We start from the raw sequence: 26,141 nt of genomic DNA, 5'->3' as shown, positions 1-26,141 counted from the left end.
CCGGGAAGGCACGCATGTCTGACGCATCGAAGGGTCTCAGCCTCTACAACACGCTGACGCGGACCAAGGACGATTTCGTCCCGATCGATCTGCTGAACGTGCGCATGTATGTCTGCGGCCCGACGGTCTACGACTTTGCCCATATCGGCAATGCGCGACCGGCTATCGTCTTCGACGTGCTGTTCCGTTTGCTGCGTCATCTCTACGGCGAAGGCCACGTCACGTATGTGCGCAACATCACGGATGTCGACGACAAGATAAATGCGCGTGCGCTGCGCGATTTCGGCGGCGAGATTGCTTCGGGAAAACTCTCGCTCAACGAGGCGATCCGGCGGGTCACCGAAAAGACCGCCGACCAGTATCACAAGGATGTGGCGACGCTCGGCTGCCTGGAGCCGACGGTCGAGCCGCGCGCCACCGAATTCGTCGAGCCGCGTGCCGACGGCAAGGCCGACATGATCACGCTGATCTTGCGTCTGATCGAGCGTGGCCATGCCTATGTCGCGGCGGGCGAGGTGCTGTTCGACACCGCCTCGATGCCCGACTATGGCCAGTTGTCGAAACGCAATCTCGACGAGCAGCAGGCCGGCGCCCGCATCGCCGTCGACGCGCACAAGAAGAACCCCGGCGACTTCGTGCTGTGGAAACTGTCCTCGCCGGAAGAGCCGGGCTGGGACAGCCCATGGGGCAGGGGCCGGCCGGGCTGGCACATCGAATGCTCGGCCATGTCGGCCGCCTATCTCGGCGAAGTCTTCGACATCCATGGCGGCGGCCTCGACCTGATCTTCCCGCACCACGAGAACGAGATCGCCCAGTCGCGCTGCGCCCACGGCACCGATGTCATGGCCAACATCTGGATGCACAACGGCTTCCTGCAGGTCGAGGGGCAGAAGATGTCGAAGAGCCTCGGCAATTTTTACTCGATCCACGAACTTTTGGAGATCGAGACCTTCGGCGGTCGCAAATGGCCGGGCGAGGTGCTGCGGCTGGCAATGCTGATGACGCATTACCGCGAGCCGATCGACTTTTCGGTGCGCAAGCTGGAGGAGGCGGAAAATACGCTGCGCAAATGGAAGCGGGCGGCGGACCTGGCGCCGACAGCGGCGCTGCAACTGCCGGCCGAAGTCGTGGAAGCGCTGTCGGACGATCTAGCCACCTATGCCGCCTTCCAGCGGCTGACGCAGCTTGCCAGCGAGGCGCTGGATGCCGGCGGTGGCGACAACGCCGCCGCCGCTTCGCTGAAGGCCGCCCTTGCCTTCCTCGGCTTCGATGTCGGTACGGCCAAGGTGGACGAGGCCGCGATCGCCAAAGCTATAGCCAAACGCCTGGAACTGATCGGCGCCAAGAACTGGGCCGAAGCCGACCGCATCCGCGACGAGCTTTTGGCGCAAGGCGTGCAGTTGAAGGATAGCAAGGATCCGATCACCGGCGAGCGCATCACCACTTGGGAGGTAAAAAGATGATCGACCATCTCGGCATCACCGTTTCCGATTTCGACGCCTCGAAAGCGTTCTACGACAAGGCGATGGCACCGCTTGGCGCCTCGCTGCTCTACATGGTTCCCGAAGAATACACCGGCGGCGCCAAGGTCGGCGGCTATGGCCGGGATCGGCCGGTGTTCTGGCTGAGCACCGGCAAGGACAGACCGAGGGACCGCCAGCATGTCGCCTTCACCGCGCGCAGCCGCGCCGAGGTCGATGCCTTCCATGCCGCGGCCCTTGCCGCCGGCGGCCGTGACAATGGCGGGCCGGGCCTGCGCCCGCACTATCACCCGAACTATTACGGCGCCTTCGTCTTCGATCCCGACGGCAACAATGTTGAGGCCGTCTGCCATGATCCGGAGTGACGGGCCATGATGAGCCTCGACAACCGGCCGGTCTACGCGGGCGGCTGCCAGTGCGGCGCGGTGCGCTTCCGCGTCGAGGGCGCGCTCGGCGACGCCTCGATCTGCCATTGCCGTATGTGTCAGAAGGCGAGCGGCAATTTCTATCTGCCGCTGGTTTCGGTGCGCGGCGCCAAGGTGGACTGGACGCGCGGCGAACCCAAGCGCTTCCGCTCGTCCAATGCCGCCTGGCGTGGCTTCTGCGCCGATTGCGGCACGCCGCTGACCTTCGAGGCGCCCGACGGCATGGCGCTGGCGATTGCCGCCTTCGATGATCCGGCCGGCATCGCGCCGACCATCCAGTGGGGCATCGAGGCAAAGTTGCCCTATGTCGATGCCATCCCGCGATTGCCGGGCGAGGATACCTCGGCCGACATCTCGTCCGCCCCCTATCTGGCCGAGCTTGTCTCCTACCAGCATCCCGACCACGACACCGAACAATGGCCGCCGAAGGAAAGATCATGACCGAGACCGTTCGAACAGGCGGCTGCCAATGCGGTGCCGTGCGTTTCCGCATCAAGGGGGCGCTTGGGCGCCCGTCCATCTGCCATTGCCGCATGTGCCAGAAGCAGTTCGGCTCCTTCTTCGGCGCGCTGGTGACAGCGCCCAAGGACGGCGTCGAATGGGTGCGCGAGGAGCCGAGCTACTTCCAGTCGTCGGTCAACATCGACCGCGGCTTCTGTGCTCGCTGGGGCACGCCGCTGACCTACTGCCAACCGGGCGGGCTGGAGATCGCCATCGGCGCCTTCGACGATCGCTCGGATCTCGCGCCGCAGATTCAGGTCAACTACGCGGCACGGCTGCCCTGGGTGGAAAAGATCTTCGAGGCGCCGGTGCACGACGACCCCGACTATTACGCAAGGCAGGAGCAGATCATCTCCTTCCAGCATCCGGACCACGAGACGGCCAACTGGCCGCAGCAGGGCCTGAAACTATGAGTTTGCGTACCCTCTATCTGGAGATCGAGGCCTACGAGTCCGGCATGCTCGATGTCGGCGACGGCCATCAGGTCTATTGGGAGCGCTCCGGCACCAGGGGCGCCAAGCCGGCGGTGTTCCTGCATGGCGGCCCGGGCGGCACCATATCGCCAAAACACCGGCGGCTGTTCGATCCGAAACTTTACGACGTCGTCCTGTTCGACCAGCGCGGCTGTGGAAAATCGACGCCCAATGCTTCGCTGGATGCCAACACCACCTGGCACCTGGTCGCCGATATCGAGCGCCTGCGTGAAATGTGTGGGTTCGACAAATGGCTGGTGTTCGGCGGCTCCTGGGGTTCGACACTGGCGCTCGCCTATGCCGAGACGCACCCTGAAAGGGTCAGCGAACTCGTGGTGCGCGGCATCTACACGCTGACCCGTGCCGAACTCGAATGGTATTATCAGTTCGGCGTCTCGGAAATGTTCCCCGACAAGTGGGGGCGTTTTTTGGCGCCGATCCCCGAGGCCGAGCGCGGCGACATGATGGCAGCCTACCGCAAGCGGCTGGTCGGTAGCGATCGCAAGGCGCAGGTCGAGGCCGCCCTTGCCTGGAGCCTGTGGGAAGGCGAGACGATCACGCTGTTGCCGGAGCCGGAGACCAGCGGCAAGTTTGGCGAGGACGACTACGCCGTCGCCTTCGCCCGCATCGAGAACCATTACTTCGTCCATGCCGGCTGGCTGGAGGAGGGGCAGTTGCTGCGTGACGCGTGGAAGCTGAAGGACATCCCCGGCACCATCGTCCACGGCCGCTACGACATGCCGTGCCCGGCGCGCTATGCCTGGGCGCTGCACAAGGCTTGGCCGAAGGCGGATTTCCATCTGATCGAGGGTGCTGGCCACGCCTATTCGGAGCCGGGCATCCTCGACCGGCTGATCCGGGCGACCGACCGGTTTGTGGGGAAATGACCATGGCTCGCGAGCGCCTCTACCTCTTCGACACCACCCTGCGCGATGGCCAGCAGACGCCGGGCATCGATTTCTCCGTCGAGGACAAGATCGCCATCGCCAAGCTGCTCGACGAGTTCGGCATCGACTATGTCGAGGGCGGCTATCCCGGCGCCAACCCGACCGACACGGCCTTCTTCCAGCAGAAGCGCACGCGAAGCGCAAAATTCGTCGCCTTCGGCATGACCAAGCGGGCAGGGGTGTCGGCGTCCAACGACCCTGGTCTTGCAGCACTCGTGCAGTCGAAGTCCGATGCCATCTGCTTCGTCGCCAAGAGCTGGGACTATCATGTCCGCGTCGCGCTCGGCTGCACCAACGAGGAGAACCTCGAATCCATCAAGGCTTCCGTTGAAGCGGCGACCGGTGCGGCCAAGGAAGCCATGGTCGATTGCGAGCATTTCTTCGACGGTTTCAAGGCCAATGCCGACTATGCGCTGGCATGCGCCAAGACCGCCTACGACGCCGGCGCCCGCTGGGTGGTGCTGTGCGACACCAATGGCGGCACGCAACCCTCGGAAGTGCACGCCATCGTCGAGAAGGTGATTGCATCCGGAATCCCTGGCGATCATCTCGGCATCCATGCCCATGACGACACCGGCCAGGCGGTGGCGAATTCCCTGGCCGCCGTCGAGGCCGGCGTGCGTCAGATCCAGGGCACGCTGAACGGCATCGGCGAGCGCTGCGGCAACGCCAATCTGATCTCCATCGTGCCGACGCTGGCGCTGAAGCCGGCCTTCGCCGACCGCTTCGAAACAGGCATCTCGGCCGAGGCGCTGACCGGCATTTCCCGCCTGTCCCGCGCCTTCGATGAACTCCTGAACCGAGCCCCGGAAGCACAGGCGCCCTATGTCGGGGCGTCGGCCTTCGCCACCAAGGCCGGCATCCATGCCTCCGCGCTGGCCAAGGAGCCGGCGACCTACGAGCACGTGCCGCCGGAGGCGGTCGGCAACCGTCGCCGCGTCATGGTCTCGGACCAGGGCGGCAAGGCCAATTTCCTCGCCGAGCTGAAGCGGCGCGGCATCGACGTGCCGCGCGACGATCACCGGCTCGACGCGCTGATATCGGTGGTCAAGGAACGCGAGGCCGAAGGCTATGCCTACGAAGGCGCCGACGCCTCCTTCGAGCTCCTGGCGCGCAAGATGCTGCACGGCCTGCCGGAGTTCTTCAACGTCACCTCGTTCCGCTGCATGGTCGAGCGCCGCTTCGACGCCAACGGCCAGCTGAAGACGGTCTCGGAAGCGATCGTCAAAGTGATGGTCGACGGCGAGGAGAAGATGTCGGTGGCCGAAGGCCATGGCCCGGTCAACGCGCTCGACATCGCGCTGCGCAAGGATCTCGGCAAGTACCAGAACGAGATCGCCGATCTCGAACTAGCCGACTTCAAGGTGCGTATCCTCAACGGCGGCACCGAGGCGATCACCCGCGTGCTGATCGAATCGCATGATGCGAGCGGCGTCCGCTGGTGGACGGTGGGCGTCTCGGAAAACATCATCGACGCCTCCTTCCAGGCTCTGATGGATTCGATCGTCTACAAGCTGATGAAGAACCGCGACATGGCGGGGCTGGTAGCGGCGGAGTGAGCGCCCTTCCTCTCCCCACTTCGTGGGGCGAGGAACCCAGGTTCTGCGGAGTAGAGCTGCCAGCCTTTGAACCATCAGCGGAAGTCCATTGATCCATCAGAAATTTGCGATGGTCTTGGCAAGCCCGCTGGCGCATAGCGTTGGGCCATGGCAACCGAAACAGCTCACCTCGATGAAGACGCCAAGGCCCGCCGCGGCTTTATGCTTGCGCTGGGCGCCTATCTCCTGTGGGGGACGCTGCCCTTCTACATGAAGGCGGTGGCGCATCTGCCGCTCATCGAGGTCATCGCCCACCGCATCGTCTGGTCGGTGCCGATCGCCGCGGCCGTTCTGGTCTGGGCTGGTCGCACCGCCGATTTCAAGGCGGCGATCCGTTCGCCGCGCAGCATCGCCATGGCGGCGCTGACGGCGACGCTGATCTCGGTCAACTGGGGCATCTATGTCTGGGCGATCGCCGTCGACCGCACCGTCGAGACCGCGCTCGGCTATTACATCAACCCGCTGGTGGTGGTCGTGGTCGGCGCGGTAATGCTGGGCGAGCGGCTGGACCGGCTGCAGATCGCGGCGGTGGTGCTGGCCGCGGTCGCGGTCACGGTGCTGACCATCGAGGGCGGCAAGCTGCCCTGGGTGTCGCTGGCGCTAGCCTTCTCCTTCGCTGCCTACGGCTTCTTCCGCAAGACGTTGCCGATCGGCCCCAGCCAGGGCTTTCTGCTCGAAGTGCTGCTGCTTTCGGTGCCAGCGCTCTGCTACATCGCCTACCTGATCGCCACCGGGCAGGACCATTTCGTCTCCAGCACCGCCAACGACACGGCGCTGCTCGTCGGCTGCGGCCCGGTGACGGCCGTGCCGCTGCTGCTGTTCGCCTTCGGCGCCAGGCTGCTGCGCCTCTCCACCATCGGCATCATGCAGTACATCGCGCCGACCATGGTGTTCCTGATCGCCATACTGGCCTTCGGCGAGCCGTTTGGCGGCACCCAGGCGGTAGCCTTCGCGCTGATCTGGACGGCGCTGGCGATGTATAGCTGGTCGATGTTCCGCGGCCGCGAGATCCGGCCGGCGGCACCGGCGGTTCGGTAGGGGCAAGGGGTTTCCGATGTACGTTCTGCATATCGCCAACAAGAACTATTCGTCATGGTCGTTGCGGCCGTGGGTGCTGATGCGCAGCCTCGACATCCCGTTCGAGGAGTGGCTGACGCCATTCCCGACCGGCTCGAGTTGGGATCTGTTCCGGCCGTTCTCACCCAGCGGCCGGGTGCCGTGCCTGGTCGACGAGGGCTGGGCGGTCTGGGATTCGCTGGCCATCGTCGAATATCTCGCCGAGCGCCATCATGGCGTCTGGCCGGTCGAAGCCAAGGCGCGCGCCTGGGCGCGCTCGGCCGCCGCCGAGATGCATTCGAGCTTTACTGCGCTGCGCAATCTATGCCCGATGAGTTGCGGCCTGCGCGTCGAGCCGTTTGCGATGTCCGATGCGCTGAAGCACGACCTTTTCCGCCTTGGCGATCTGTGGAATGACGGCCTTGCCCGCTTCGGCGGGCCGTTCCTGGCCGGCGACCATTTCACCGCAGTCGATGCCTTCTTTGCGCCGGTGGCGTTTCGGGCGCAGTCCTACGGCCTGTCTTTCGAGGGCGCGGCTGCTGACTATCCGGCGCGGTTGCTCGACCTGCCGGCGATGCGTGAATGGTATGAAGCAGGCCTTGTTGAGACATGGCGCGAGCCCGACCATGAGGCGGAAGTCCGCGCCGCCGGCACCATCACAAGGGATCTGCGGGCGACGGCGTAGCAGGACGGTGCGCTACATCCGCCCAAGCCGCCTGACGAAGAGATAGACGGCCGCGGCGACAAACAGCGCCACTGCCGTCACAACCCAGAATCCCATCGGCGTGTCGACCAGCGGCAGGCCGCCGACATTCATGCCGAACAGGCCCGAAATGATGGTCATCGGCAAAAGCACCGCCGTCATGACAGACAGTATGTAGAGCAGCTGATTCGACTGCATCGTCAGCTTGGCCATCAGCTCGTCCTGCAGCAGCCGGGTGCGGGCCTGCAATTGTTCGCCGTCGTGATAGAGCGTGTGTGCCCGGTGGGAGAGCCGTGCGGCCATGTCGTTGATCGTGTCAGGCAAATCGTTGCGATGCGAATGGTCGAGATGTCGAAACAGGCTGGTCAGCGTCGCCATCTGCCGGTGGATCACCACCAGTTGCCGGCGCGCATCGACCAGCGCCTGCCGCTCGCTGTGCCACGCATCGCGGACAATGCGATCTTCTATGCCGTCGAGATTGTCACCTAGCACAGCGAGTTCGGCCGCCATGCCGTCGAACGACTGGCCAACGACAGCCTCGATCAGTTCGGCAGGCGAGCGGAACTTGCGCGATCCGCTCTCGACAGCCTTGCGGATATTGTCGACCGACTCCAATGGCTGCTTACGGGCGCCGATCAGCATCGTGTCGTTGAGGGCGAAGCGGAAATGGCCGAGGCCGCGCGCCTCCGCCGAATAGTCGTGGCGCAGATCCGGCAGGTCGCCATAGAGCCAGTCGTCCTCGAGGTCGATGTGGCAGCCATGGTTCGAGGTCAGGAATGCCTCGCGCACCGGCGCCGGCAAGGCTTCCTCGCTGGCGATCTCCTGGCGCGCGCGCAAGTCGGACAGCTGGTAGCTGCGCCAGGTCCAGTGCGCTTGCGCCGCATCCTTCGTTCGCACGCCATCGGCGGTGAAATGATAGACGAAGAACAGCCCGTGCTCGTCGGGCAGGTAGGGAGACAGGTCGCTGCCTTCCGGGTTGAGAGCGATATTCATGGTCGCTTCGCCAAATGCAGGTTTCCAAGACAGCCGGCACGGGCAGGCTGCGAAATTCCTAGCATGCGGCAGCCCGGTTTCGTGTGACGGTTTCTTGACAGCCGATCACAGTCTGGCGAGCGCCGCCGGCCACGCCGTTTGATGCCGCTCAGCGCTTCGGTCCGAAGCCGGGATAGGGGTTGAGCGGCACCACCGCGGCAATGTCCATCATGCCGGCCCTGACCAGCGGCAAGGTGGCGAGATGGCCGCGCACGTCGGCGTCGCTGCCGGCCTCGAACATCATGCCGCTGCCCGGAATGTCGCCGCGGTTCCACACCTGGCGCACCGCACCTTCGGCGTAGAGCGTGCGGCGTTGCTCGGCTTCGCCGGGCAGCAGCGGCGCGAAATCGGCGTCGCTGAACTTTTCGGTGTTGCGGGTGAGAAGGGCAAAGAACTGCATGGGGGTCTCCTGTGGGTTCCGGTTTGGGATGGCGACAGTGTCGCCGCCACTGGCCAGACAGTCCAAGACTGATTAGGCTAAAGTTGAGACCTGAAAGGACTAGCTTCAGGGGAAAAAATGTTCGACCTGCGCCAGCTTCGCTATTTCGTCGCCGTGGCCGAGGCCGGCAATGTCGGCCGCGCCGCCGAACTGCTGCATATTTCGCAGTCGCCCCTGAGCCGGCAGATCATGCAGCTCGAGGCGCAACTGGGTGTCGTCCTGTTCGAACGGGCAAAGCAGCGGGTTCATCTCAATGCGGAGGGACAGGCCTTCCTTGCCGAGGCCCGCGCGCTGCTGGCCAATGCGCGGCGCCTGGAGGAGCTTGGCCGCGATCTCGCGAGCGGTGCCGCCGGCCGTCTCGCCATCGGCTATGTCGAGGGCGCGGTGCATGCCGGGCTGGTCGCCGGCATGCTCAGGCAGTTTCGCCGCGACAGGCCCGACTTCCATCTGCGATTGATGAGCCAGCGCTCGGCCGCACAGATCGATGGACTGCGCGGGCGCACGCTCGACCTCGGCCTCGTCTATTCGCCGCCGGCCGATGATGATCCCGACATTGCCTCGTTGCTCGTCAGGCGCGAACCGCTTGTGCTGGCGATGCCGCAAGGCGATCCGCTTGCCGATGTCGCCGATATCCTATCGCATCATCTCGACGGCCGCACCTGGATCACCGTGGTGCGCCAGCCGGACGACACCAACCGCGGCCAGTTCCTGGCCGCCTGCGCCAAGGCGGGCTTCATGCCCGAAATCGCCTACGAGACGGCCGATCCGCTGACCTCGCTCGGCCTGGTCAGCGCCGGGCTCGGCCTGGCGACGGTGCAGGCCAGCCTGCAAAGCGCAGCACCCTCCGGGATCGTGTTTCGTGACCTGCCCTGGTTCGAGCGCACCGTCTCGATCCATCTCGCCTGGCGACGCCAGGACAAGCGCGTGGTGATTGCGGATTTAAGGAAGGCGGTAGGGCAGTAGGGCAGTAGGGCAAAGTGGTCCTTACCAGTTCACATACTGCCTTACTGCCCTACTCCCTTACTCCCCTACATCTTATCAATCACCGACTGCACACCCTCGGTCGGTGCATCGACCGAGGATCCCGCCACCATGATGGCGGCGACGATCGCTTCGGGATCCTCGACCACCAGCGGCTTGACCCGCTGCGCCGTGTGGATGAAGCCTTCCGCCGACATATGGTCGAGCAGCGAAAGCATCGGATCCCAGAACCCCTTGATGTTGGCGAACACGATCGGCTTGCGGTGATGGCCGAGCTGGCCCCAGGTCATGATCTCGACGATTTCCTCGACCGTGCCGATGCCGCCCGGCAGTGCCACAAAGGCGTCGGATTTTTCGAACATCCTGTGCTTGCGCTCGTGCATGTTGTCGGTGATCACGAGCTCGTCGAGCCGGTCAAGCGCGGTTTCGGTTGCTTCCCTGTTGATCAGGAAGCGCGGAATGATGCCCGTCACCTTGCCACCGGCCTTGAGCGCGCCTTCGGCGACGGCGCCCATGATGCCTTTGGTGCCGCCGCCATAGATCAGCCGCAGGCCGGACCTGGCGAGCGAGCGGCCGAGCAGATGTCCGGCCTTGGCATAGGTTTCATCGCGGCCCGGAGACGAGCCGCAATAGACGCAGACGGATCGAATTGTGTTCATGTGATGATTGGTGATAGGGACGGCAGACGGGGTCAAGCCCGGGCGGGCTTTTTCTTGTCGGACTCACCAAAACAGGCTAGACCGGCGTTAGGTGGCTAAGGGGCAGGACTTATGGCAATTAATCCTCTGAAGGCGTTTCTGTTCGCAGCGGGTGGGACCGTAGCGGCCGCAGGAACCGCCTATGTTTCGGGCGCGCTCGACCCGTATCTCAATCACACACCGCCGGCGGAGATCGCAGCACTTGCGCCGGCCGACACCAAGCCGGCGGAAACAAAACCGGCCGATCCGGGCACCGAAGGCCGGTTGCCAGCGGCACCGGCACCTGCCACCGACGCCGCAGCACCCGCTGCTCCGGCGGCGCCCGCGGCAGAGGCTCCGGCGGCGCCGGCCGCAGCGCCTGCGGCTCCCGCCGCCGCCGGGCCGATCGCCCCGACCTTCGATGTCGTGCGTGTCGAAGGCAACGGCTCGATCGTCGTCGCCGGCAACGCGGCGCCCAATTCCAAGGTCGAGATCCTCAACGGTGCGACGGTCCTCGGCTCGACGGTCGCCGGTGCCGATGGCGCCTTTGCCATCGTCCTCGACGATCCGCTGAAGCCCGGCGACTATACGATCACGCTGCGCTCGACGACCGGTGACGTCGTGACCGCCTCGGCGCAGACCGCCGTCGTCTCGATCCCGCAGAATCCCGCCGGCCAGGTGCTGGCCATGGTCGAGGAGCCCGGCAAGCCGTCCGAGCTGCTCACCGTCCCTGCGCCCGACACCAAGCCCGCCGCACCCGCCACCGGAGACCAGGTGGCCGCGCCGGCGACCCCGGCACCGGCGTCCGAAGCGCCTGCTGCGGCAGCGCCAGCGCCGGCCGCGCCTGCCACTGTTGAAGCCGCACCGGCGCCCGCAGCGCCTGCGGCGCCGCCCGCCGCATCGGTTGCCGAGCCCAAGATCGTCGTTGAGGCCGTCGAGATCGACGGCAACAAAATCTTCGTCGCCGGCGTCGCCGATCCCGGCCGCAAGGTGCGCGCCTATGCCAACGACATCCTGCTCGGCGACGCGCTGACCTCGCCCGACGGCCATTTCCTGGTCGAGGCGATGCGCGACATTCCGGTCGGCAGCTACACCATCCATGTCGATGGCCTCGACGCCGACGGGGTCAAGGTGGTGGCCCGCGCCGCCGTGCCGTTCGAACGCGAGCCGGGCGAGTCGGTCGCCGCCGTCGCCCCAGCCGAAACCAAGCCAGCCGAAACCAAGCCTGCCGAGCCAAAGCCTGCCGCGCCGGGAACCGTGACCGAAGCACCGGCCGCGCCGGCAGCCGAACCTGCACCTGCAACGGAGCCGGCCACGCCGCCTGCAGCCGCTGACGCGACAGCCCCCGCGGCACCCGCGGCCGAGGCTCCCGCCGAGGTGGCGGCGGCGACGCCCGCCGTGCCCGAGACGGTGGCGCCCAAGCTCGAACCTGCCGACGGCTCCGTCATCATCCGCCGCAACGATACGCTGTGGCGGATCTCGCGGCGCGTCTATGGCCGTGGCGTGCGCTATTCGACCATCTATCTCGCCAATCAGGACCAGATCCGCGATCCCGACCGCATCTGGCCGGGACAGGTGTTCAAGGTCCCGCAAAAGTCGAAGGAAGGCGAGGACGCCGACCTCAAGGCAATGGGCGACCAGATGACGGCACCCCCGGCCAAGGCGAATTAAGGCGGTCCTGCCGGACATCTCCCCCACGAGGGGGGAGATAGGCAGTTCTGCCGACCTACCCATCGGCATAGCTTGCCCCATCATCGTTCATCGTCTATCGCCGATGAACGATGGCCGAATCCCCCGCACCAGACCGCGCGACGAGCGCGCTACCCACCTGCACCCCCGACAGCCGCATTGTCGCGGCCCGGTTTGCCGCGCTTTCGCATCCGGCGCGCATCGAGATCCTCAAGCGCCTTTCGGCCAGCCGCTCCTGCTGCTGCCGCGAGGTCGTCGACCATCTCGACCTGGCGCAATCCACCGTGTCCCAGCATTTGAAGATACTGGTCGAAGCCGGCCTTGTGCGCTTCGAGCCCGATCGCCAGCGTTCGCGTTATGAAGTTGACCACGCCGCACTCGCCGATGTGTCGGCGTCGCTCGCGGCACTGGTCGATTCCTGCTGTTCCGGCGGCTAAAAATAAGAAGGCAAGAAAGAATGGCCGAAAAAACCGTCTCCGACTCCTCGACCTTCAGCACCTTGCGCAATCTGTGGCCCTATATGTGGCCGGCCGACCGCGCCGACCTCAGGGCGCGGGTCACCTGGGCGACGCTTCTGCTGGTCGTCGCCAAGCTGACGCTGGTCGCCGGGCCCTATTTCTTCAAATGGGCGACCGACGCGCTGGCCGGCGACGCCAAATCGGCGCCGCCGCTGCCGGCTTTCCTGCTGGCCCCGGTGATGCTGGTCGTCGCCTACAATGTGCTCAGGCTGGTGCAGCTCGGTTTCAATCAGCTGCGCGATGCGCTGTTTGCCCGGGTCGGCCAACATGCGGTGCGCCAGCTCGCCTTCCGCACCTTCGTCCACATGCATCAGCTGTCGCTGCGCTTCCATCTCGAGCGGCGCACCGGCGGCCTGTCGCGCATCATCGAGCGCGGCACCAAGGGCATCGAGACGATCGTGCGCTTCATCATGCTGAACACGGCGCCGACCATCCTCGAATTCGCGCTCACCACCATCATCTTCGCCTACACCTATGGCTGGAAATATGTCTTCGTTGTCGCTGTCACCGTCTCGATTTACGTCTGGTTCACGGTCAGGGCCAGCGACTGGCGCATCTCGATCCGCCGCGACATGAACGACAGCGACACCGACGCCAACACCAAGGCGATCGATTCGCTGCTCAATTTCGAGACGGTCAAATATTTCAACAACGAAGCCATGGAAGCCGAGCGCTTCGATCGCTCGATGGCGCGCTATGAGATATCGGCGACCCGGATCTGGACCTCGCTCGGCTGGCTGAACTTCGGCCAGGGCGTCATCTATGGCATCGGCACCGTCATCGTCATGTGCATGTCGGCGCTGGAGGTGCAGCGCGGCACGCAGTCGGTCGGCGACTTCGTCTTCATCAACGCCATGCTGATGCAGCTTTCGGTGCCGCTCAACTTCATCGGCTTCATCTATCGCGAAATCCGCCAGGGGCTGACCGACATCGAGCAGATGTTCGACCTGCTCGACGTGCCGCAGGAGATTGTCGACAAGCCCGATGCAAAGGCGCTCGCCGTCCCGGCCGGCAAGGTCGAATTCCGCGATGTGCATTTTTCGTATGATCCGAACCGCAAGATCCTGAAGGGCGTCTCCTTCGAGGTGCCGGCCGGCAAGACTGTCGCCATCGTCGGCCCGTCGGGCGCCGGCAAGTCGACCATCTCGCGGCTCCTGTTCCGCTTCTATGACATCCAGTCCGGCCAGGTGCTGATCGACGGCCAGGATGTCAGGGACGTGACGCAGGAAAGCCTGCGCGCGGCGATCGGCATGGTGCCGCAGGACACCGTGCTGTTCAACGACACGATCGCCTACAACATCCGCTACGGCCGTGTCGGCGCCAGCGAGGAGGAGGTGCGCAAGGCGGCCGAACTCGCCCAGATCGGACCGTTCATCGAGCGGCTTCCGGACGGCTACCGCTCGATGGTCGGCGAGCGCGGGCTGAAACTGTCAGGCGGCGAGAAGCAGCGCGTGGCGATCGCCCGCACCATTTTGAAGGCGCCGCCGATCCTGATGCTCGACGAGGCGACTTCGGCGCTCGACAGCCACACCGAACAGGAGATCCAGGCCGCGCTCGACCTCGTCAGCCAGGGCCGCACCACAATCGTCATTGCCCACCGGCTGTCGACAGTGATCACCGCCGACGAGATCATCGTGCTCAAGGACGGCCAGATCGCCGAGCGCGGTACCCATGCCGCCCTGATGCTCAAGCACGGCCTCTACGCCTCGATGTGGGACCGCCAGCGCGAAGCGACCGAAGCCGAGGAGCGGCTGCGCATTGCCAGGGAGAGCGACGAGCTGGGTGTGATTGTGCGTAGGCGCACGTCCGAGGTGGGCTGACGGCTATTGCTGTCTGTCAGTCAGGAAGAAAATCCCGTCGACATGGCCGTTGGCACCGCAGCTCGGCGGTTCCGTGACGCCGTCCTTGCCGCTTCCGCTCTGCTCGACGGCGAGAACCTCTCCGTCACGCTGAAAGGTGAAGAGGAAGCCGGTCGGCTTGTCGTCGTCACCGGTGTCGACGAGCCGCAACTGCTTGCGGGCCGGCACCTCACCGCTGATTTCGCAGGCCCTGCTTCCCGAGACGGGATCGGCGACATCAGCCGATATGTCGAGCTTGCCGGCGCCGGCCGCCTTGATCTCGACGGAGCCTTCGACATTGCTCCACGTCCCGACAAGAGTTCCGGGTGCCGGCGCCCTGATGCTGGCAAGAAAGCTGGCACGGTCGCGCAGGAATTCGCCGAGGTCGAAATTCTGCTTGTCCTTCGGCGTGTTCTCGTTGAACCCGGCGATCCTGTCCCGATACTGCGTAAAGTCGCGCTGGTCGTCCCGCAATGCCTTGCCTGCATGAGCCTCCAGCGCCTTCAATGCGGCAGCGTAGCTCTGCGCCACCGCCGCATCTGCCTCCGCCAGCGCAGGGTCGGCGCAAATGGTTTTCTCGGCCACGCTGCTTGCCTTGGCGCAGTCGAAGGAGGGCTTCCTTTGCGCGCTTGCGCTGCCATGCGACGCGACCAGAAAGGTCAGAACCGCAATGGCGGTCGACGTCTTGAACAGTCGCTTCCTTATCAAGGCATCGCCCCCGAATTTCCCGACGACAACAATTCGCACAAACAGTGAAGATCGTCACTTGCGCATGTCGGCGATCGATGAACGATCCGAAAGCGGCTCTGCATGGATCAAGAGACGTCGGGCAGGTTCGTCGATTTTCCGCTTGACCTCAACTTAAGTTGAGATCGTAGACCTCCGATCGAAGGTGTCTGGAGCGCCTGTTCCGACCATGATCCCAAAAAAGTGGAAGCCGGTTTTCGGAAAAGATCATGGTCAAGCAAAAGATCGGAGACAAGGGAAATGGATCAGTTGAATCAACTGCTTGGCAATGAAGCCGTGTTCAGGGTCGACAAGTTCGTCGTCCCGACCGAGGCTCGCGAGGAGATACTGCGCAAGGTCAGGGCGACGCATGAATTGCTGCGCCTGCAGCAGGGCTTCGTGCAGGATTTCCTGCTCGAGCAATTCTCGGGGCCGGGCGAATTCAACCTCGTCACCATCGTCGAATGGGAAAACCAGGCGGCCGTCGACAACGTCGTGCCGATCGTCAAGGCGGCGCACGAGCGGGCCGGCTTCAACCCCCAGGAGACGATCGCCCGGCTCGGCGTCAGGGCCGATATCGCCAACTATCAGCGCCTGCCCGAAATGTAGGAGCAATTCCAGGAAAAGTGCGCAGCGGTTTTCCATCCGGAATTGCGCAAAGACAAAGTTAGGGCGGTTCAGACACTGATCCGCTCTAGGAAGGCCAGCCCGCCCCAGGTATCGGCGCCGCGACGCTCAGCACCTGGCCGGTGCGGGCATCGCTGATCATGTGTTCGAAGCCGCGCCATTCGGCGGCGGTGATGAACAGCGTCGTTCCGTCGGCGCCGCCGAGCATGCAGGCGAAGCAGCCGCGATCGGTGCCGACGGTCTGCAGCACCGCGCCGCCTTCGAGCACCCGCACGCAATGCCGGTTGGGCACGTCGGCATACCAGACGGCGCCCTCGGCATCGAGTGAGATGCCGTCGGGAAAGCCGTTGCCGAGATCGGCCCACACCCGCCGGTTGGCAAGACTGCCATCGCCAGTAATGTCGAAGGCGGTCAGCCGGTTGGCGTGCGATTCGGCGACGATCAGCGTCTTGTTGTCAGGGGTCACTACCATGCCGTTGGCGAAGGCGATGCCCTCGGCTACCTGGCGGACCGAGCCGTCCGGCGTGATCAGCACGATGGTGCCCGGACCGAAATGCTCGCCCGGAGCCGGCGCCGGGCCGCCGCCATTGACATAGATGTTGCCGCGCCCGTCGACGACGATCTCGTTCCAAGGGCTCTTCGACAGCGGCCTGAGATCGGCATGGGTGACAAGCGCGCTATCTGCTTCCTGCCTGAGCACTAGGCCTTCGCGGCCCGAGACAACGAGCAGCCGTCCGTCCGGCAGCCAGTCGATGGAGTAGGGCAGGATGGCCGGTATTTTGAGCACGACCTTGCTGTTGCCTTCGGTATCGATGGCGAGGATTTCGCCAGTACCCCAGTTGCAGACCCAGAGCCGCCCGTCATGCCAGCGCGGCGACTTGCCGAAGGCAAGGCCGCTCATCACCAAACGCGCCTGGTTGGAAGCTGATGTCTGTGAGGGCATTGTGGACTCCACGGTCTGGTTTCGGCGGCGTTCGCCTCCTTGGACGTGTCGATGCAAGCGCCGTTTCTCCAAGGACGAGCGAGCATGGCTGGTCCCGACGGCAGCGATGGTTTTTCTCAGCCGGCTGAAACGCGTCTGCGGCCGGCTCCAAGCCTCCCCCATTGTTGCGTTGCGACGGCGGGGCCTTTCGGCTATTGAGGCCGGACCTGAAACAAGGGTTGCCCCCATCCCATGAGCCTCGTCGACACGATCAAGAATGCGTTCGTTCCGATCCATCGCGAAGGCTATCCGTTCATCGCCGCGTTCGGTGCGGGCACGCTTTTCCTCGGCTATTTCTCCTCCATCCTGTTCTGGATCGGCCTGATCCTGACCGCCTGGTGCGTCTATTTCTTTCGCGATCCCGAGCGCGTTACGCCGGTCGACGACCGGCTGGTGGTCAGCCCGGCCGACGGCATCATCTCGGCGGTCGGCCCGGCCGTTCCGCCGCGCGAGCTTGGCCTGGGCAGCGGCGAAATGACCCGCATCTCGGTGTTCATGAACGTGTTTTCCTGCCATGTGAACCGCGCCCCGGTGCGCGGCCGCATCACAAAAATCGAGCACCGGCCCGGAAAATTCCTCAACGCCGAACTCGACAAGGCGAGCACCGAGAACGAGCGCAACGGCATCGTCATCGACAGCCCCAATGGCACGGTCGCCGCCGTGCAGATCGCCGGCCTGGTGGCGCGGCGCATCGTCTGCTGGGCCGAGACCGGCGGCTCGATCGCCATTGGCGAGCGGTTCGGGCTGATCCGCTTCGGCTCGCGCGTCGACGTGTTCCTGCCGGTTGCCGCGACGCCGCGCGTCGCCGTCGGCCAGACGGCTGTCGGCGGTGAAACCGTATTGGCCGAATTCGGCGGCGCTGCCGCAACGCCGCTCGTCAGGATTTCGTAAGCTGTGGGCGCGCCGTTTAAGAAGTTCGAGGCGCATGGCAGTGGCGGCCCGCGCATCCGCGAGATCCCGATGCGCATGGTGCTGCCCAATCTGGTCACAGTGCTTGCTATTTGCGCTGGCCTGTCCGGTATCCGCTTCGGCTTCGAAGGCCGCTTTGAGCCGGCGGTGGTGATGGTGCTGCTCGCCGCCTTCCTCGACGGCATAGACGGCCGCCTGGCGCGCATGCTGAAAGCGACGTCGAAATTCGGCGCCCAGATGGATTCGCTGGCCGACATCGTCAATTTCGGCGTAGCACCGGCGCTCGTCCTCTATGCCTTCATGCTCGATCGCGCTGGTTCGTTCGGCTGGATCGCAGCGCTTCTGTTCACCATCGCCTGCGGCTTGAGGCTTGCCCGCTTCAACGTGCTCGACGAGGAGACCGACCGACCGATCTGGCAGACCGAATATTTCGTCGGCGTGCCGGCGCCGGCGGGCGCCGTGCTGGTGATGCTGCCGCTCTATCTGTCCTTCCTGCGCCTCGGTATCGAGCCCAGCCGTCCCGTCGCCCTTGTTGCCACCGGCTTCACCGTCCTGGTCGCCTTCCTGCTGGTCAGCCGGCTGCCGGTCTATTCCGGCAAGAGCATCAAGGTACCGGGCGACAAGGTGCTGCCGGTCATCCTCGCCGTCGTGCTCTACGTCCTGCTGCTGATGACCTATCCCTGGTACACGCTGACCGCATCGGTCGCCGGCTACCTTGCCTTCCTGCCATTCAGCGTGCGCGCCTATTCCAGGCGCGCCAAGCGTGAGGGCGAGAAGGTTCCGCCTTCGGATATCGGCTGAATTTCCTCGGAAACGCTCATCTTCGTCGGTGGCGATCCTTCGCGCCCCTCTCTGTCCGGCAGGACAGAGGGGGGCGCTGTCCCGCGGCGGTGAAAGGCTTCCAGCTCCTTGCGCTACGCCGCAGCACTCAGCCCAAGCCGGTCGATCACCAGCTTGCGGGTCGAGACATAGTCGGTCTTGCCGGAGCCCAGAACCGGGATCTCCTCGACCTTGACGATATCGTTGGGCACCATCAGCTCGGCCGCGCCCGCCTTCCTGCCGAAGGCGCGCAATTCCTCCGGGTCTGCGTCGTCGGCGGTGGTGACCAGCACGATGCGCTCGCCGCGCCTTTTGTCGGGCACTGCCACCGCCGCGTGGCGCTCCTCCGGCCACAGCGACTGCACCAGCATCTCGACCGCGCCCAGCGACACCATCTCGCCGGCAATCTTGGCGAAGCGCTTGGCGCGGCCGCGAATGGTGATGAAGCCGTCGCGGTCGACCGAGACGATATCGCCAGTGTCGTGCCAGCCGTCCAGCGGCTGCAACTCGCCGGGACGATCAGCGGTCATGTAGCCCATCATCAGGTTCGGCCCATCGAGCCAGAGACGGCCGGCATCGTCGATACCCTCGACCGGTTCGAGCTTCATGCGCATCGCCGGCAGCAGCCGTCCGACCGTGCCGTCGCGACCATGGATGGCGGTGTTGACGGCAACGACCGGGGCGGCTTCCGTCAGCCCGAAGCCTTCGATTATCGCCGCCTGGAAGCGCTCGCGGTAGACGCGGCGCGTCTCCGGCTTAACCGCCTCGGCCCCGGCGACGACGAAGCGCAGGCTGGAGAAATCACCGTCCTTGGCGGTACGGGCATAATTGGCGAGAAAGGTGTCGGTGCCGAACATGATGGTCGGCTTCACCTTGCGGGCGATCTCGGGGATGATCTTGTAGTGCAGCGGCGAGGGATAGAGGAACAGTTTCACCCCGGTGACCAAGGGCAGGATGGTGCCGCCCGTCAGCCCGAAGGAGTGGAACACCGGCAGAACGTTGAGCAGGATGTCCGACGGCGAGATGGTGATGCGGGCCTCGGCCTGCATGGCGTTGGCGTGGAGGTTGCGGTGCGACAGCACCACGGCCTTGGGCGTGCCTTCCGAGCCTGAGGTGAACAGGATCACCGCCGGCTTTGCCGCATCCTGCGGCTGCAGCGGAAAGCGCCACAGTGCTGCTGCGGCCAGCTTGTCCAGCGCCGTCACGCTTTCGCGCACATCCTCCAGCCACAGCAACCTGGCGCCGCCCGCCTCGACCGCCTCGACAATGTCGGCGATGCCGGCCTTCTCGATGAAGGCGCGCGAGGAGACGACAGTGCGGATGACGGCGGTGCGCACGGCGGCGGTGACGCTGGCCGGTCCGGCGGTGTAGTTGATCATCGCCGCCACCCGGCCGGCCGACAAAAGCCCGACGAAGGACAGCACCACGCCATTGGCGTTGGGCAGCAGCAGACCGACAGCTTCGCCCGGCGCCGTCACCGCTTCGAAACGGCGGCCGAGCACGCGCGCGCCGATGAACATCTTGCGGTAGCTCATCGCGCCCGAGATGACGTCCTCGATGATCGGATGCGAGGCGCCGACGCGGTCCGCGGCGTCGCGCATCGCCAGGAACAGGCCGCGATCGAGATTGCTGCCGAACAGCCGCGCCTCGGCGACGCGGTCGAACAGCGCATTGGTATTCGAGGCCTGGTCGGGATTGCGTGCCACGAGTTCGGCGATCGTCATCGGCTCCAGCACACTGATCGACAGCCGTGGAAACCAGTGGCGCGGCGCTCTGTCCGCCGGCGTCAGCGACACCGGCAGATCGCGAGCGCCGGCGACGAAGATAGGCACGATCCTGGCATCGGCCTGCATGGCGATGCGCGTGATGGCGCGAAACAGCCGGAACGCCTTGACGTCGGGTTCGACCGCATCGGGTAGATAGACGGCAAGCCGCCCCTTGCCCTTCAATACCCGCACCAGCCGCCGGCTGACGAAGACATGTTCGGCGTTGAAGGCGATGGTGCGGCCAAGCTCGCGCCACGGCTCCAGCCAGGGCGATCTGGCCGAGGCTTCGTCGAGGATGTGCAGCGTGTCGTCCGGCAGCAGCGACAGCATCAGCGCCGGCTCGAAGCGCGACTGGTGCGAGACCACATAGATCACCGGCGCCGGCGCATTGCGGGCGATTCTGATGCGCTCGTCGGCGACCCGGTAGGCGAGCTTGAACGGCACAAAGAGCAGTGCCTGGGTAAAACGCAGGCCAAGGCGGAATTTCTCCACCACGCCGATCAGCAGCCAGGCCACAACGAGGCCCGCAAGCAGCGCCAATGTCAGGACCATGCCGCGTCTCTCCCAACGTCCTCCAGGTCGCGGCTCTTTGGCGGCCGCTTCGGGGCAGAGCCTAGCGGAAGTGGGGGCGGCGTCAATGTGGACTGAGTGCCCCTGACCTTCTCCCCTTGTAAGGGGACAAGGGGAAGAGGTGCCTAGGCCGCCTTCAACCTGCCGCTAATGAACCGAAACTCCTGCGTCTTGCCGCCGAAACCATAGGCGGCGGCCGGCACTTCGTGCACGAAGGCGTAGCTTTCCTCATGCACTTGGCCCAGCAGGTGGTCGAAAGCGGCGAACACCGCCTGGAGATAGGCTCCAGCTCGAGCTTGGTGTTGGTGCCGTCGACCACCTTGATGTCGAGCCAGAAGGTGTTGGCGCCATGCTCGGCCAGCGACTTGCCGCCGGCGAACCAGTGCTGCGGGTCGAGATAGGAGATGGCGACCGCGGTGATGGTCGGGTCCTTGCGCAGATGCGTGGCCGTCAGTTCTGTGACCTTCTTGGCGATTGCCGCGGACAGTTTGGCGTCGGGCTTGCCGGTGACGCTGACAGTGATGATCGGCATTGTTTTTCTCCTGGGTTGCTGCGGCGTCTGTTCGCCGTTGGAAAAACCATGCCACGATCATCGCATCAAAAAGATCGAATTGTTTTCAAGTTATGATTCGATAATATCGAACGATGCAGACACTCGACCCCGATCTTCTCAAAACCTTTCTCGCCTTCGTCGATGGTGGCTCGCTGGGGCAGGCGGCGTCTGTCGTCGGCCGTTCGCCCTCGGCGGTGACGGCACAGATGCAGCGGCTGGAGGAGATCGTCGGCGAGCCGCTGCTTCTCGCGCAGGGGCGGGGGCGCGGCCTGACGCCGGCCGGCGAGGACCTTGTCGGCCATGCCAGGCGCATCCTCGCCGTCCACACCGAAGCCTGGCTGGCGCTGAAGGGCGCGCGCGCCGATGGCCGCGTCGCCATCGGCACCACACAGGATTTCGCCGACAGCGGCCTGCCGGAACTGCTGCGGGCCTTCGCGGGCAGCCATCCGCGGGTCAGGATCGAGCTGCGCGTCGGCCGCTCCGCCGAACTTGCGCAGTCGCTGCAGGCCGGTCTGCTCGATCTGGCCATCACCATGCGCCAGGCCCAGGCGCCGGACGAAATCGGCGTGCTCCGCGAGCCGATGCTCTGGCTGTGCTCGCAAAAAGGGCTGGCCGCGCGGCAAGAAGAGATACCCCTGGCGCTGCTCGATCCGCATTGCGGCTTTCGCGAAGCAGCCCTTGCGGCACTCGATGCGGCCGGCCGCCGCTACCGCATCGCCGCCGGCAGCGCCAGCCTCGCCGGCCTGCGCACGGCGGTCAATGCCGGCATCGCGCTGACCTTGCGCACCGCGCGCTTTGCTCATTCCGGCATCGTCGAAGCGCCGCGGGCCCTTGGCCTGCCGCCGGTTCCATCAGCCGAATTCGCCATCCGGTTGCGCCAGGGTGCTGATCTGCCGGCGCGGGATCTGCCGGCGCGGGATCTGGCGGCACTTCTGAGCGGCAATCTCGCTCTGACAGGCAGTATCGGTTGATCCCAAGAAAAAGCCGACCTTACGATCGGCTTTAAGTAGGACGGGTCGAGGGGTTTGGGGGGACTTGGGGGTGACCCGTCGCACCAACAATGCCCGAGTTGAATGATGGTTCCGTGACTGCGAAAATATTTTAGCCATCGGCTGCGCTCCGCCTGGCCAGCACCCAGTCGCGGCCGGCATGGGCAAACACGGCGCACAGCACGATGGCACCGCCGATCATGCTGGCGGCCGGCGGAATCTCGGCCAGGAACAGGAAGGCAAACAGGATCGCGAACGGCATTTCGGCCGACCCCAGCAGGCCGGATTCGGGCGCCGGGATCAGCCGCGAGCCCTCCGTCCATAGGATCGAGGCCATCGCGAAGGTGGCGCCGAACGTGGCGAGCAGCATGGAATCCCGGGCCGAAACGGCCAACGGATCGGTGACGAACCAGCCGAGCAGGAACAGAAGGAAGGCCGAAACCGCGCCAGCCCAGACCACCGGCGTGTCGCGGAAGGCGCGTACCATGATCATGTAGAGCGCGCCGCCGGCGGTCATCAGCAGCGCCAGGCCGTCGCCAAGCAGATGGCCGGTGCCGAAGCCGGACCCGACCATGATCGCCACGCCGCACAGCGACACCGCGGCGGCGGCCAACGTTTGCATGCGGAACGGCTCGCGCACCAGGATGAAGGCAAGCAGCGCGGTGATGAAAGGCGCCGTGGCATAGATGATGGCGACATTGGCGACATAGGTGAATTTGAAGGCGGCGATGAAGGCGATGCTGGCAAGCGCCCCTTCGACCGCCAGCAGCCAGCCGCGCCAGCCGAGCCTGAGGCTCTCGCGTCCGCCCGAGCGCCGCCGCCGCCACAGCACATAAAAGGTGATCAGGATCGAGCCGACAAAGCCGCGCCAGCAGGTGATGGTCAACGGGTCGGCATGGATCGATTTGGTGAGAACCCCGGTCAGCGCGAAGAAGGCCGCCGACGCCGACACCAGCATGATGCCGAGCGTGCGCTCGGCGGCGGTGTCGGTGGGTGGCATGCTCAGAGCCTCTGTCATTTCAGGAGACTACGCCGTCTCATGCTGACACCATCCTGTCAGCAGCGATCTTTTGCCCACATATCTGCGCCATGTCCTACAGCCGCTTGCGAAAGTGCTCGTTGCCGACGATCAGCAGGCCGGCACCGATGATCAGCGCGGCCCCCAAAAACACTTCGCGGCGCGGCACGTCGCCCCAGATGGCGAAACCGAGCGCGAAGGCCCAGACCAGCGACGTGTATTCGAACGGCGCCACGATGGACACCGGCGCCCGCTTCATGCCTTCGAACAGCAGGTACTGCGCGACGCCGCCGAGCGCGCCGACGCTGATGAGAAGCAGCAGTTGGCCGCCATCGGGCATCTGCCACAAGATGAGCGCCGGCACGGTCGAAAACACCAGGAAGTAGAAGTTGTTGAGGATGAGCTGGATCATCGTTCGCTCCTGCATGGCGGTCTTGCGCAGCAGCACCACGGCAATGCCCCACAGCAGCGCGGCGGCCAGCACCAGAAGGATCGGCACGGACAGGCCGAGATGGGTGGGGTCGCAAGCGACGAACACCCCGGCAAAACCGATCAGCACCGCCACCCAGCGCAGCAGCGGCACCTTTTCGCCGAGCATGAACACCGACAGCACGGTGACGATGATCGGGGCGGCATAGTAGACGGTGGTGAGCTCGGCCAGCTGAAGAGTACGGGCGGCGTTGTAATAACAAAGCCAGGCGGCAAGCGTGAAGGCGCTGCGCACCAGCATCGGCCGCACGATGGGCGAGCGCGCTGTGTCGGCGAACACGCGCCGCCCGCCGATCACCGCGCAGCCGGCGAGCACGGTGATGCTGCGGAAGAACATGATCTGCCAGACGCTGATGCCGACGACGAGCAATTTGATCGCAGCGTCCTGCGTCGAAAACAGGAAATAGGCGCCGCCGGTGAACAGGATGCCGGCAAGCACCCTTTCGCGGGTTTCCAGAATGGCGATATCGGCCATGCGACGGGTCCGGCGGCTGTCGAGAAGGAAGCCTGCCCAATCAAGCTCCACGCCGCAGGCTATACGGGCGAGACCCAGCGCGGCGCTACGCCAGCGGCGGGCTTGCGTTGGGGCAGGGGTTCCTTGGCGAACCGCGCTGTCGCAACGCTCACTGCGTCGCCTGATAAAGCTCCGAAGCGGCTTCCTTCAGCGCGCGCCGTCCGTCAGGCTTGAAATACATCATGTGCCCGCCCTCGACGACATCGAGGCGAATCGGTTTCGCATTGGCGAGCGACGGGATCTGGTTCACCAGGTAGCGCGAGCCGAGATAGGGCGTGACCAGGTCGGTGTAGCCGTTGACGATGACGACGCCGAGCGCAGGGTTCAGCGATCGCGCCCGCTGCAGATCGTCCATCACGCCCACATAGCCTTGCCGTGAGGTGCCGTAGTCCCAATTGTGGCTGATCTCGTCGTTGAGCAGCCGGTAGCTGACATCGGTGCGAAAGTTCAGCTCGTCGCGGGCATAGGCGACGAAGGCCGAGGTCAGCACCGGCACGCTGCGGTCGAGCACCGGGTCCGGGCCGGCGATGCGGGCGCTCTCGGGCGCGATGTCGGCCGTCGCGATCGTGCCGTCATAGGGGCTGAGCACCTTGCCGCTGGTGCGGGCAAACTCCCTTGCGAACAGCCCGGTCGGGATACGGGCGAAATTGCGCTGGACGAGTTCGAGCGGCAGTCCGGTTACCTCCGCCACGCGCTGGCTCGCCAGCCGCCCGCCCTGCTCCAGCCCGCTGGCCAAAGCCGTAAGGTAGTCGCCCATCGCATAATGCTCGACTTCGGCGAGCTTCTCCCGCAGCGCATCGCCGCTGACGCCTTCGGCGCGCAGGCGCACCGCCGCGAGCGAAGGGAGTTCGAGCGCCCAGTGCAGCGGCTCGAATTCGTCCGGCTGGACAAGCATGAATTCCAGCGCCGGCGAGATCAGCACGATGCCGTTCGGGCTGATGCCGATATCCTCCTGCAGGGTCCTGGCGAGCAGCGCCGCGCGGAACCCGCCATAGCTTTCCCCGGCGAGGAAGAGCGGCGATCCGGTGCGGCCGTTCTGTGCAAGAAAGAGCCGGATGAAAGCGCCTATCGAACTGGCATCCTGGTTGACGCCCCAGAAGTCGTGCGTGTCCTGGCCCGGTGCCTCGCGGCTGTATCCGGTTCCGACCGGATCGACGAAGACGAGGTCGGTCATGTCGAGCCAGCTGTCCGGATTGTCGATGAGTTTTTGCGGCGAGCGCAGGAACTCGCCGTTGGCACCGGTCGCGATGATGCGCGGGCCGAGCGCGCCGAGATGCAGATAGGCGGACGCCGCTCCCGGGCCGCCGTTGAACACGAAGGTGATGGGCCGCTGCGGTTGCTTCGCGGCGTTCTCCTGCGGCCGCAGCGTGTAGGCGACATAGAAGATCTCCGCCGTGACGTCGCCCTTGCCGGAAAGCAGCGACAGCGTGCCGGCCTTCGACTGATAGTCCAGCTTGCGCCCGGCAAGCGTGATCGAATGGCTGGTGGTCTGCGGCGATGGCAGCAGCGACAGAACGCCGCCTGTAGGCGCCGGCCGCTCCGCTGTTTCAGCGAGGACTGGTTGGGCGAAGGCGGCAAGCATCAGCAGGATGGCGGGAATGAGTTTCAGCTTGGCACGCATGACGCCTCCGCGAGAACGACTGTCGCATAGGTATGTCCGGGGCGAGCGATGTCAAAGGAAATGCCGTCAATGAAGCTGCTAGTCTCCCCCGCAAGGGGGAGATTGGATGTCATGTTCTGTTTTCGCCAATCGCAACCGTTGGGGAACGAGGCGGGAGCTGTCCGACGGCTATTGGGACTGCTGGCTAGACCCTCAATCCT

25 protein-coding genes and 1 pseudogene are annotated in these 26,141 nt (G+C 65.1%); 16 read left to right on the top strand and 10 right to left on the bottom strand.

What is annotated here, in order from left to right; translation table 11 throughout:
* Nucleotides 1-14 precede the first annotated feature (14 nt).
* The 8 genes from cysS to AC1RUK_RS17865 all read left to right on the top strand — a co-directional run bounded on the left by cysS (nucleotide 15) and on the right by AC1RUK_RS17865 (nucleotide 7,166).
* Nucleotides 15-1,463 carry a cysteine--tRNA ligase gene (gene cysS, locus AC1RUK_RS17900; protein ID WP_481834556.1) on the top strand — a complete coding sequence of 483 codons (1,449 nt, stop codon included), beginning with the start codon at nucleotides 15-17 and terminating at the stop codon, nucleotides 1,461-1,463.
* Entirely contained in the window at nucleotides 1,460-1,846 is a 387-nt protein-coding gene (locus tag AC1RUK_RS17895) for a VOC family protein (protein WP_436171768.1), read from the top strand. The genes cysS and AC1RUK_RS17895 overlap by 4 nt, the downstream gene beginning before the upstream one ends.
* 9 nt (nucleotides 1,847-1,855) lie before the next feature.
* Nucleotides 1,856-2,347 carry a GFA family protein gene (locus AC1RUK_RS17890; RefSeq protein ID WP_481839469.1) on the top strand — a complete coding sequence of 164 codons (492 nt, stop codon included), beginning with the start codon at nucleotides 1,856-1,858 and terminating at the stop codon, nucleotides 2,345-2,347.
* A complete protein-coding gene (locus AC1RUK_RS17885) occupies nucleotides 2,344-2,820 on the top strand; it encodes a GFA family protein (protein WP_481834557.1) in 477 nt (158 codons plus the stop codon). Before AC1RUK_RS17890 ends, AC1RUK_RS17885 begins: the two co-directional genes overlap by 4 nt.
* Entirely contained in the window at nucleotides 2,817-3,767 is a 951-nt protein-coding gene (gene pip / locus AC1RUK_RS17880) for a prolyl aminopeptidase (RefSeq protein ID WP_481834558.1), read from the top strand. The genes AC1RUK_RS17885 and pip overlap by 4 nt, the downstream gene beginning before the upstream one ends.
* Nucleotides 3,764-5,386: a citramalate synthase gene (gene cimA, locus AC1RUK_RS17875; protein WP_481834559.1), complete on the top strand. Its 1,623-nt coding sequence runs from the start codon at nucleotides 3,764-3,766 to the stop codon at nucleotides 5,384-5,386. The genes pip and cimA overlap by 4 nt, the downstream gene beginning before the upstream one ends.
* Before the next feature lie 147 nt (nucleotides 5,387-5,533).
* Entirely contained in the window at nucleotides 5,534-6,463 is a 930-nt protein-coding gene (rarD, locus tag AC1RUK_RS17870; RefSeq protein WP_481834560.1) for an EamA family transporter RarD, read from the top strand.
* Nucleotides 6,464-6,479: 16 nt separating this feature from the next.
* Nucleotides 6,480-7,166, top strand: a complete 687-nt coding sequence (locus tag AC1RUK_RS17865) for a glutathione S-transferase family protein (RefSeq protein ID WP_481834561.1) — start codon at nucleotides 6,480-6,482, stop codon at nucleotides 7,164-7,166.
* A gap of 12 nt (nucleotides 7,167-7,178) precedes the next feature.
* Here the strand turns inward: AC1RUK_RS17865 and AC1RUK_RS17860 are convergent, their stop codons facing one another.
* Both AC1RUK_RS17860 and AC1RUK_RS17855 read right to left on the bottom strand, forming a co-directional pair.
* Nucleotides 7,179-8,177, bottom strand: a complete 999-nt coding sequence (locus AC1RUK_RS17860) for a transporter (protein ID WP_481834562.1) — start codon at nucleotides 8,175-8,177, stop codon at nucleotides 7,179-7,181.
* 148 nt (nucleotides 8,178-8,325) lie between these two features.
* Nucleotides 8,326-8,616, bottom strand: a complete 291-nt coding sequence (locus tag AC1RUK_RS17855) for a muconolactone Delta-isomerase family protein (protein WP_006202272.1) — start codon at nucleotides 8,614-8,616, stop codon at nucleotides 8,326-8,328.
* Between the two features lie 117 nt (nucleotides 8,617-8,733).
* Between AC1RUK_RS17855 and AC1RUK_RS17850 the strand changes: the two genes are divergently transcribed.
* On the top strand, nucleotides 8,734-9,618 hold the full coding sequence (locus AC1RUK_RS17850) for a LysR substrate-binding domain-containing protein (protein ID WP_481834563.1): 885 nt from the start codon (nucleotides 8,734-8,736) through the stop codon (nucleotides 9,616-9,618).
* 65 nt (nucleotides 9,619-9,683) lie between these two features.
* Here the strand turns inward: AC1RUK_RS17850 and AC1RUK_RS17845 are convergent, their stop codons facing one another.
* Nucleotides 9,684-10,295 (bottom strand): LOG family protein, encoded by a 612-nt coding sequence (locus AC1RUK_RS17845; protein ID WP_120016576.1) that lies wholly within the window; start codon nucleotides 10,293-10,295, stop codon nucleotides 9,684-9,686.
* Between the two features lie 111 nt (nucleotides 10,296-10,406).
* Between AC1RUK_RS17845 and AC1RUK_RS17840 the strand changes: the two genes are divergently transcribed.
* From AC1RUK_RS17840 to AC1RUK_RS17830, 3 genes are all read left to right on the top strand, one after another.
* Complete coding sequence (locus AC1RUK_RS17840; RefSeq protein WP_436171777.1) at nucleotides 10,407-11,984, top strand: LysM peptidoglycan-binding domain-containing protein; 1,578 nt, start codon at nucleotides 10,407-10,409, stop codon at nucleotides 11,982-11,984.
* Between the two features lie 110 nt (nucleotides 11,985-12,094).
* Complete coding sequence (locus AC1RUK_RS17835) at nucleotides 12,095-12,439, top strand: ArsR/SmtB family transcription factor (RefSeq protein WP_481834564.1); 345 nt, start codon at nucleotides 12,095-12,097, stop codon at nucleotides 12,437-12,439.
* Nucleotides 12,440-12,459: 20 nt separating this feature from the next.
* The gene (locus AC1RUK_RS17830; protein WP_481834565.1) at nucleotides 12,460-14,340 is read left to right on the top strand and encodes an ABCB family ABC transporter ATP-binding protein/permease; all 1,881 of its coding nucleotides are present in this window, start codon (nucleotides 12,460-12,462) and stop codon (nucleotides 14,338-14,340) included.
* A gap of 3 nt (nucleotides 14,341-14,343) precedes the next feature.
* Here the strand turns inward: AC1RUK_RS17830 and AC1RUK_RS17825 are convergent, their stop codons facing one another.
* On the bottom strand, nucleotides 14,344-15,066 hold the full coding sequence (locus AC1RUK_RS17825) for a lysozyme inhibitor LprI family protein (protein ID WP_481834566.1): 723 nt from the start codon (nucleotides 15,064-15,066) through the stop codon (nucleotides 14,344-14,346).
* A gap of 279 nt (nucleotides 15,067-15,345) precedes the next feature.
* Between AC1RUK_RS17825 and AC1RUK_RS17820 the strand changes: the two genes are divergently transcribed.
* The gene (locus AC1RUK_RS17820; RefSeq protein WP_481834567.1) at nucleotides 15,346-15,693 is read left to right on the top strand and encodes an antibiotic biosynthesis monooxygenase family protein; all 348 of its coding nucleotides are present in this window, start codon (nucleotides 15,346-15,348) and stop codon (nucleotides 15,691-15,693) included.
* A gap of 85 nt (nucleotides 15,694-15,778) precedes the next feature.
* On the opposite strand, the gene AC1RUK_RS17815 is transcribed toward AC1RUK_RS17820, so the two are convergent.
* Complete coding sequence (locus tag AC1RUK_RS17815; protein ID WP_481840075.1) at nucleotides 15,779-16,654, bottom strand: SMP-30/gluconolactonase/LRE family protein; 876 nt, start codon at nucleotides 16,652-16,654, stop codon at nucleotides 15,779-15,781.
* Nucleotides 16,655-16,885: 231 nt separating this feature from the next.
* Between AC1RUK_RS17815 and AC1RUK_RS17810 the strand changes: the two genes are divergently transcribed.
* Together AC1RUK_RS17810 and pssA are read left to right on the top strand one after the other, a co-directional pair.
* The gene (locus AC1RUK_RS17810) at nucleotides 16,886-17,584 is read left to right on the top strand and encodes a phosphatidylserine decarboxylase (RefSeq protein ID WP_481834569.1); all 699 of its coding nucleotides are present in this window, start codon (nucleotides 16,886-16,888) and stop codon (nucleotides 17,582-17,584) included.
* 3 nt (nucleotides 17,585-17,587) lie between these two features.
* A complete protein-coding gene (gene pssA, locus AC1RUK_RS17805; RefSeq protein WP_436171783.1) occupies nucleotides 17,588-18,403 on the top strand; it encodes a CDP-diacylglycerol--serine O-phosphatidyltransferase in 816 nt (271 codons plus the stop codon).
* Between the two features lie 113 nt (nucleotides 18,404-18,516).
* Here the strand turns inward: pssA and AC1RUK_RS17800 are convergent, their stop codons facing one another.
* Both AC1RUK_RS17800 and AC1RUK_RS17795 read right to left on the bottom strand, forming a co-directional pair.
* Entirely contained in the window at nucleotides 18,517-20,739 is a 2,223-nt protein-coding gene (locus AC1RUK_RS17800) for an AMP-binding protein (RefSeq protein ID WP_481834570.1), read from the bottom strand.
* Between the two features lie 143 nt (nucleotides 20,740-20,882).
* A pseudogene (locus tag AC1RUK_RS17795) lies at nucleotides 20,883-21,289 on the bottom strand (tautomerase family protein).
* 113 nt (nucleotides 21,290-21,402) lie between these two features.
* On the opposite strand from AC1RUK_RS17795, the gene AC1RUK_RS17790 reads away from it, so the two are divergent.
* Complete coding sequence (locus AC1RUK_RS17790) at nucleotides 21,403-22,281, top strand: LysR substrate-binding domain-containing protein (protein ID WP_481834571.1); 879 nt, start codon at nucleotides 21,403-21,405, stop codon at nucleotides 22,279-22,281.
* A 130-nt stretch (nucleotides 22,282-22,411) separates the two neighbouring features.
* Here the strand turns inward: AC1RUK_RS17790 and AC1RUK_RS17785 are convergent, their stop codons facing one another.
* From AC1RUK_RS17785 to AC1RUK_RS17775, 3 genes are all read right to left on the bottom strand, one after another.
* Nucleotides 22,412-23,299, bottom strand: a complete 888-nt coding sequence (locus AC1RUK_RS17785; RefSeq protein WP_481834572.1) for a DMT family transporter — start codon at nucleotides 23,297-23,299, stop codon at nucleotides 22,412-22,414.
* Nucleotides 23,300-23,393: 94 nt separating this feature from the next.
* Nucleotides 23,394-24,281: a DMT family transporter gene (locus tag AC1RUK_RS17780; RefSeq protein ID WP_436171788.1), complete on the bottom strand. Its 888-nt coding sequence runs from the start codon at nucleotides 24,279-24,281 to the stop codon at nucleotides 23,394-23,396.
* Between the two features lie 148 nt (nucleotides 24,282-24,429).
* On the bottom strand, nucleotides 24,430-25,941 hold the full coding sequence (locus tag AC1RUK_RS17775) for a S10 family peptidase (protein WP_481840074.1): 1,512 nt from the start codon (nucleotides 25,939-25,941) through the stop codon (nucleotides 24,430-24,432).
* Between the last annotated feature and the right edge of the window lie 200 nt (nucleotides 25,942-26,141).

This window comes from Mesorhizobium monacense (genome assembly GCF_056781675.1).
The sequence above is the reverse complement of the archived record's forward strand: the minus strand, read 5'-3'. Positions and strand labels throughout refer to the sequence as shown.